The following is a 6,292-nucleotide window of genomic DNA, read 5'->3' on the forward strand; positions in this document are numbered from 1 at the left end:
TCTATGCACTTATAGATTTGAGAATAGGTTGGGCTGACTTTTGGCACACCATACAATGGGTGTTTTGCCCGAGTTGACAAGGTACGTATTCGCTTCCACGAAATGGTAGCATCCAAAGAAACCTTTGTGCGCTGAGAGGGGAGAAGGGTGGGGAGCCTTTAGAATCAGATTCTTGGAAGCATCGAGTAGATTGGCTTTCTCTTCGGCGTGTTTTCCCCAAAGCATAAATACAACCCCTCCTTGTCGAGATATAATTTGAAGAATGGCATCTGTAAATGCTTGCCATCCCAACTTCGAATGGCTGGCTGGTCTGCCTTCTTCCACGGTTAAACTTGTGTTGAGCAAGAACACACCTTGACTCGCCCAGTTTTCCAGATTGCCAGTTTGAGGGCATTCGGAATCTGTGCTAGTTTCAATTTCCTTGTAGATATTTCTGAGGGAAGGGGGGACTTTGACACCTACGGGAACCGAAAAAGACAACCCGTGTGCTTGTCCAGCTCCATGGTATGGGTCCTGACCAACAATCACCACTTTGACTTCTGATGGAAGGGAAAGCTCGAGCGCTTTGAACACGTCCGGTTTAGGCGGAAATACCACCTCTGAGCTGTAGGCTTCATCCACCTTATCGAACAAAACTGAGATTTGATTGTCAGATAGTTGTGTAAGGATGGCATCCAGCCAACGTTTTGGAACGTAAGTACGTATAGATTGGGTAACAGAACTCATGAAAGTGTGGCGTAGGAAATTACTGGGGCAACCTTACGCGATTTTAGCTACATTTGTCGTTACTACAAAGAACTAAAAAAGCACCGCAATGAAGCGAGTTACATTAGTATTGATTGCCGTAGTTGGATTATTAGTAGCCTCATGTGGGGCTCACGAACCTTGCCCGGCGTTCCAGGGTGACGCAGGTCAGCCGGACGTTGAACAGCAGGTTTAATGAAGGGAGTACTTCCGCTTACATCGGTAGAAGAGTTAGATAAATTGGACGCCCACTCAAATGAAGGAGAGGGTGTTCTCATTTATAAACACAGCACTCGTTGTTTCATTTCTACCATGGCCGAGCGAAGGTTAAAAGATTGGGATACAGGCGTTTTGCCAATTTATTATCTCGATTTGCTTCGCTACCGCGATGTGTCCAACGAAGTTTCCCGTCGCTATGGCATTCAGCATCAGTCTCCCCAATTACTTTGGATAAAAGGAGGCAAATGCGTTGAACACACTTCACACCATGGAGTGAGTTCTGAAGAAATTATGGATTGGATGAGTCATGCGTAAACTCTTCGCAACTGTAGGATTGTTAGCTTCCTTCGGCGTGTTTGGTCAGAACGACACCGACGCCGACTGGAAGAGAACTGTTTACAGCGAAGAATTTACCATAGGCGTTGTCCTCCACACAGGTTCACCTTGGCCTGGTTTCAATTTTAGACGATTGCATTGGACCGACGGTTTCACCAAATGGGGATATGAAATCGATTACACCGCATATCGTCATCCCAGAGAAATTAAATATCCCGCTCAAAGCATTTTAGGGTCTTCCCGTAGTTTCACCTATGGCAAGATCAACGACTTCTTTGCTTTTCGCACCGGCTATGGTCGCGAGAGGGTGCTTTACGATAAGCAGGACCGCGGAACACTGTCTATTTCACTCCAAACTTATGGCGGAGTGGCATGGGGAATGTTGAAACCGGTCTACGTAGATGTAGTGAGATTTACACCTGACGGAAATAGGATTGAAGGATCGGAACGATATGACCCTGAGATTCACGACAACGCGATGATCAGTGGACAAGAGCCATTTTTTACGGGCTTCTCAGAACTTCAAATTCGTCCAGGTGTTTACACTAAGATCGGATTGAGTTTCGACTACAACTTTTTGGATGAGAAGATTACGGCCATGGAAGTGGGCACCATATTCGACTATTACCCGAATTGGTTTGGGTTGTACGAATCGAATGGAGTACCAGTCATGGCCAGGGTAGATAATCCATCTCTTTGGTGGCAGATCTACATCAGTTTCAATTTTGGTAATAAGTGGTATTGATAGATGAGCACGGTTGCTGAGAATACAGAAAAGAAGACCACCACGAAGGGCAAGCCGAAATGGCTTCGCGTTAAACTTCCAACAGGAGGAAATTACAAGAGCGTTCGCAAGCTTGTAGATAATTACAACCTACATACCATTTGTGAGAGTGGGCATTGTCCAAACATGGGCGAATGTTGGGGTGCTGGAACAGCGACATTTATGATTGCTGGAAATACCTGTACACGTTCTTGCGGATTCTGTAATGTCGCTACGGGGCGTCCCGATTCTATTGACTGGGATGAGCCAGAACGCGTTGCACGGAGTGTGCGATTGATGAAGGTGAAGCATTGTGTGCTTACTTCGGTGGATCGTGACGACCTTGCAGATGGTGGATCTATTCTATGGGCTGAAACGGTAAAAGCCGTTCGCCGTATGAGTCCTGGAACGACAATGGAGACTCTTATTCCAGACTTTCAGGGAATCAAAAGAAATATTGATAGAATCGTTGAAGCCAATCCGGAGATTGTTTCACACAACATGGAAACGGTTAAACGACTCACTCGTAAAGTTCGAATTCAAGCGAAGTACGACAGAAGTCTTGAGGTTTTACGCTACTTGAAGGAGCGTGGAATCCACAGAACAAAGTCGGGAATCATGCTCGGATTGGGTGAAACGGAAGAGGAAGTAATTGAGGCCATGCGCGACTTGAGAGAAGCGAATGTGGATATTATTACACTTGGACAATACTTACAGCCAACCCCTAAGCACCTTCCTGTCGTTAACTTTATTGAACCAGAACAGTTCGACAAGTACAAAGAGATAGGATTGGAAATGGGATTCAGATATGTGGAAAGTGGTCCGCTTGTGCGCTCATCTTACCACGCTGAAAAACATCTTGTGTGAAACCGCTGTTAACTTTTGGCTAACGCAACACACATTTTAACTATTTTTAACGCCTCAGAATCGCGATAACAAGATTTGTCTATGAAAAAAGGACGTTTACTCACTGGTATTGTTGCACTTAGCGTGGTGGGGTCAGCTGCATTGCTGAATCAAACCCAAGAGAGGGCTAGCTACACCCCTCGATCAACATCAAACAATGTTGAAGCCATCGCAGGTGCCGCGGCATACCTACACTCGCTTAGAGCTAACCAAGTAACAGGGGAGGTAGACCCTGCTGACGTGCTTGCGGCTCGTCAACAAGCACTAGCTATGCCTTCTTCAAAAACACTCAATTTGGAGTGGGAAAGCATCGGACCAGCTAACGCAGGTGGTCGCGCTCGTGCTATACTAATTGATAAGGATTCATCGAACATCGTTTATGCGGGTTCTGTGAGTGGCGGTATGTACCGTTCACGTACTGGCGGTTCTTCATGGAAGCCAGTTAGTCCTCAAGGAAGTAACCTAGCTGTAGTTTCAATTGCTCAAGCAGCCGACGGTACCGTTTTCTACGGAACTGGTGAGTGGCCATTCATTAGCTACTTCGGTAACGGGGCTTCTTCAACTCCTGCCTTCATCGGAGGTGGAATCTACAGATCTGTTAGCGGTTCTAACGGAAATAACTTCGAACTCATCGCATCAACTCAGCCTTCAAGCAACACACCAAACGACAACTGGTCGGCTATCGGTGATATGGAGGCTCACCCTACCGATGCAAACATCATCTACGCATGTACTCCTGGTGGTCTTCGTCGCTCTACTGACGGTGGCGATACCTGGACTGTTGTATTGAGTGGATTTACGCGCGACATGGCCATTGACGTTAATGGTGGTGTTTATGTTGATAACAGCACACGTTTGATGTACTCACCTGATGGTACTGCTGGTAGCTTTACTGAGCTTTCTGGTGGAGGTGGTGCTGGCGTACTTCCAAGAACAAACGGCCGTATGAGAATCGCCGTTTCTCCACAGGACGTAAATTACATCTATGTAGTTCAGTTGAATGGTAGTGCCCTCAAGGGTGTGTATCGCTCAGTTGACGGCGGTGGTACTTGGACGCAAATCGGACAAAAAGGGCAGCAGTTTGACCCTATGTGTTCTGGAAACCGTTGCCAAGGAACATATGACCTACTCTTCGGTGTTAGCGCCAAAGACAAGGACCGTATTTGGATGGGTGGTATCACTACCTGGACTTGGAAAAACAACCAATGGGACCAAGTGAACACGACTACGCAGTCTCCTGGTAACCCATTCTATATTCACGCTGACGTACATGAGGTAGTTAGCGACCCACACAATCCGAATATCGTTTGGATTGCTTCCGATGGTGGCTTGTTCAAATCTAGTGACCACGGTGTTACTTGGGTTGAGCGTAACCTCGAGTTCCGTACACTCCAGTTCTACAAGTTTGGTGTTGGTGAAGACCGCAGCGTAATCGGTGGTACACAGGATAACGGTACTCAATTGATGGACGGTTCACAGAACTTCCAGAACTACGCATCACGTCTTCTTGTAAACAGCGCTTATGCTGACGGAGGTGAGGCAGCCATTTCTTGGTTGGCTCCTAAAGTGATGCTCGCTGAGAACCAAAATGGTGACCTCGGTCGCTCAGAGAACAACGGTGAAAGCTTCTCTACTTTCTACGAAGGAAACATGCTCGCCGGCTTCCGTCCGTTTGACGGAAACTTCTCAAACTGGATCATGCCATACGAATTGCACGAAACAACAAACGATGTTCTCTCACATGACAGCGTGCTCTTCTTCGCATTCCCTGCATCTCAATCACTTGGATTCGGTAATGGATCTGATGTAAACTACGCAAGTACACTTTCGCGTCCAGCCGCTTCGGCTCAGTTCGTGGCGGATTCATTCCGCATCGTTAGTGGTGCCCTTGTAGTTGAATCTGATGCCGCTGGTAACCTTTCGGGCGATGGAACAGGTACTTTCGATGCTGCTACCGGAGCATATGCAGTTACATTCAACCAAGCTCCACTCGCTGAAATCGTTATTACTTGCGACGTTTCTTACCCTGCAGGATCAACTATCGACGTGTTCAGCTCAATTGGTGGACTACCATACGAATACACGACTACTCAAACGTTGAATCCATATGATTCAATCATGATTCAAGACCCAGTTCAAAGTACCTTAATCGTAGGTCTCACTTCTTGGGATAACGTAAACGGTCGCGCGACTGGTGGTGTTTGGATGACTCGTGAGCTTCATGACTTCTCTAAGACACCAAACTGGTGGAAGATTGGTCAGATGAACAACGGTGAGACTCCAATGACCATGGAAATGTCGAAAGATGGTGACATCTGCTACATCGGCACTACTTCAGGTCGTCTTTACCGCTACTCGAACATTCTTGCAGCGCGTGACGACTCTGCGGATATTTTGTTCGCAAGTACTCCTATCGTACAACAAGATGTGATTCGTACGTTCCCGCAAACAATTACAGACATCGCAATCGATCCAAATAATGCTGATAGAGTAGTTGTTACCTTGGGTAACTACGGAAACTCACAGTACGTGTTCTATTCGAACAACGCTACTTCAGCTTCTCCAACATTCATTGGTAAGCAAGGTAACCTTCCAAACATGCCAGTTTACTCCGTTGTGATTGACAAGAACAACCCTGCTTCAGTAGTAGTTGGTACAGAAATCGGTGTTTACTCACTAGAGAATATCGATGCTGCTGGAACGCCTCAATGGGCTGACGAAAACAATGGTATGCCGTTCGTTGCAGTCTTCGAACTAGAGCAGTACCGCACAGATAAGCTAAGCACAGACAGCACTACGCTTGAGGATGGCGATATCTTTGCCGCTACACACGGCCGTGGATTCTTCAGAACTGGATCAACTTCTCAGGATCGTCCAGTTTCAATTGAAGAGAACAACTTGGATATCACTCGCAACGACCTCAATGTGTTCCCTAACCCAACTAGTGGTAGTACTACCATTAAGTTGAACCTGGATAACAGCAACGACGTTCGTGTTGTAGTTCGTGATTTGAACGGTCGCGCAGTAATTACTCGCAACCTTGGCAGAATGTCTGCTGGCGATCACGAAATCAAGCTCAATATGGGCTGGATGACCAACGGTATCTACATGGTATCTGTAGAGTCAGGCAACAGCGTTAGCACTGGTAAAGTGATTCTTCAGAAGTAAGGATCTCCCACATAGACAAAGAGAAGCCCCGGCAGAGATGCTGGGGCTTTTTGGTTTTAGTGGGGCATAGCGAGCCTCGACTCTAAAGCCTCATTTGCGGCGGCTCGGTCTTCCTATTTCGCTTCGCTCATCGAGACGCCTCTTACCATTCGGAGC

At 46.9% G+C, this 6,292-nt stretch carries 6 protein-coding genes; 5 read left to right on the forward strand and 1 reads right to left on the reverse strand.

Features of this window, described 5'->3' with window-relative positions:
- Positions 1-9: 9 nt before the first annotated feature.
- A complete protein-coding gene (gene ung, locus F8C67_RS12455) occupies positions 10-726 on the reverse strand; it encodes a uracil-DNA glycosylase (protein ID WP_151668185.1) in 717 nt (238 codons plus the stop codon).
- An 88-nt stretch (positions 727-814) separates the two neighbouring features.
- Here ung and F8C67_RS14440 point away from each other — a divergent pair, with 88 nt between their 5' ends.
- The 5 genes from F8C67_RS14440 to F8C67_RS12475 all read left to right on the forward strand — a co-directional run bounded on the left by F8C67_RS14440 (position 815) and on the right by F8C67_RS12475 (position 6,136).
- A complete protein-coding gene (locus F8C67_RS14440; RefSeq protein WP_262714218.1) occupies positions 815-940 on the forward strand; it encodes a hypothetical protein in 126 nt (41 codons plus the stop codon).
- Positions 940-1,278, forward strand: a complete 339-nt coding sequence (gene ytxJ / locus F8C67_RS12460; protein ID WP_151668186.1) for a bacillithiol system redox-active protein YtxJ — start codon at positions 940-942, stop codon at positions 1,276-1,278. Before F8C67_RS14440 ends, ytxJ begins: the two co-directional genes overlap by 1 nt.
- Positions 1,271-2,044 carry a hypothetical protein gene (locus tag F8C67_RS12465; RefSeq protein WP_151668187.1) on the forward strand — a complete coding sequence of 258 codons (774 nt, stop codon included), beginning with the start codon at positions 1,271-1,273 and terminating at the stop codon, positions 2,042-2,044. Before ytxJ ends, F8C67_RS12465 begins: the two co-directional genes overlap by 8 nt.
- Positions 2,045-2,047: 3 nt before the next feature.
- The gene (gene lipA / locus F8C67_RS12470; RefSeq protein ID WP_151668188.1) at positions 2,048-2,929 is read left to right on the forward strand and encodes a lipoyl synthase; all 882 of its coding nucleotides are present in this window, start codon (positions 2,048-2,050) and stop codon (positions 2,927-2,929) included.
- Positions 2,930-3,010: 81 nt separating this feature from the next.
- Positions 3,011-6,136 (forward strand): T9SS type A sorting domain-containing protein, encoded by a 3,126-nt coding sequence (locus tag F8C67_RS12475; RefSeq protein WP_151668189.1) that lies wholly within the window; start codon positions 3,011-3,013, stop codon positions 6,134-6,136.
- The last annotated feature ends 156 nt before the right edge of the window (positions 6,137-6,292 follow it).

The organism is Phaeocystidibacter luteus (genome assembly GCF_008933115.1).
GTDB classification, from domain to species: Bacteria; Bacteroidota; Bacteroidia; order Flavobacteriales; family Schleiferiaceae; genus Phaeocystidibacter; species Phaeocystidibacter luteus.

What these genes read in the sequence shown, in the direction of transcription:
- ung (WP_151668185.1), bottom strand. Translation starts at nt 726, where the DNA reads ATGAGTTCTGTTACCCAATCTATACGTACTTACGTTCCAAAACGTTGG.
- F8C67_RS14440 (WP_262714218.1), top strand. Translation starts at nt 815, where the DNA reads ATGAAGCGAGTTACATTAGTATTGATTGCCGTAGTTGGATTATTAGTA.
- ytxJ (WP_151668186.1), top strand. Translation starts at nt 940, where the DNA reads ATGAAGGGAGTACTTCCGCTTACATCGGTAGAAGAGTTAGATAAATTG.
- F8C67_RS12465 (WP_151668187.1), top strand. Translation starts at nt 1,271, where the DNA reads ATGCGTAAACTCTTCGCAACTGTAGGATTGTTAGCTTCCTTCGGCGTG.
- lipA (WP_151668188.1), top strand. Translation starts at nt 2,048, where the DNA reads ATGAGCACGGTTGCTGAGAATACAGAAAAGAAGACCACCACGAAGGGC.
- F8C67_RS12475 (WP_151668189.1), top strand. Translation starts at nt 3,011, where the DNA reads ATGAAAAAAGGACGTTTACTCACTGGTATTGTTGCACTTAGCGTGGTG.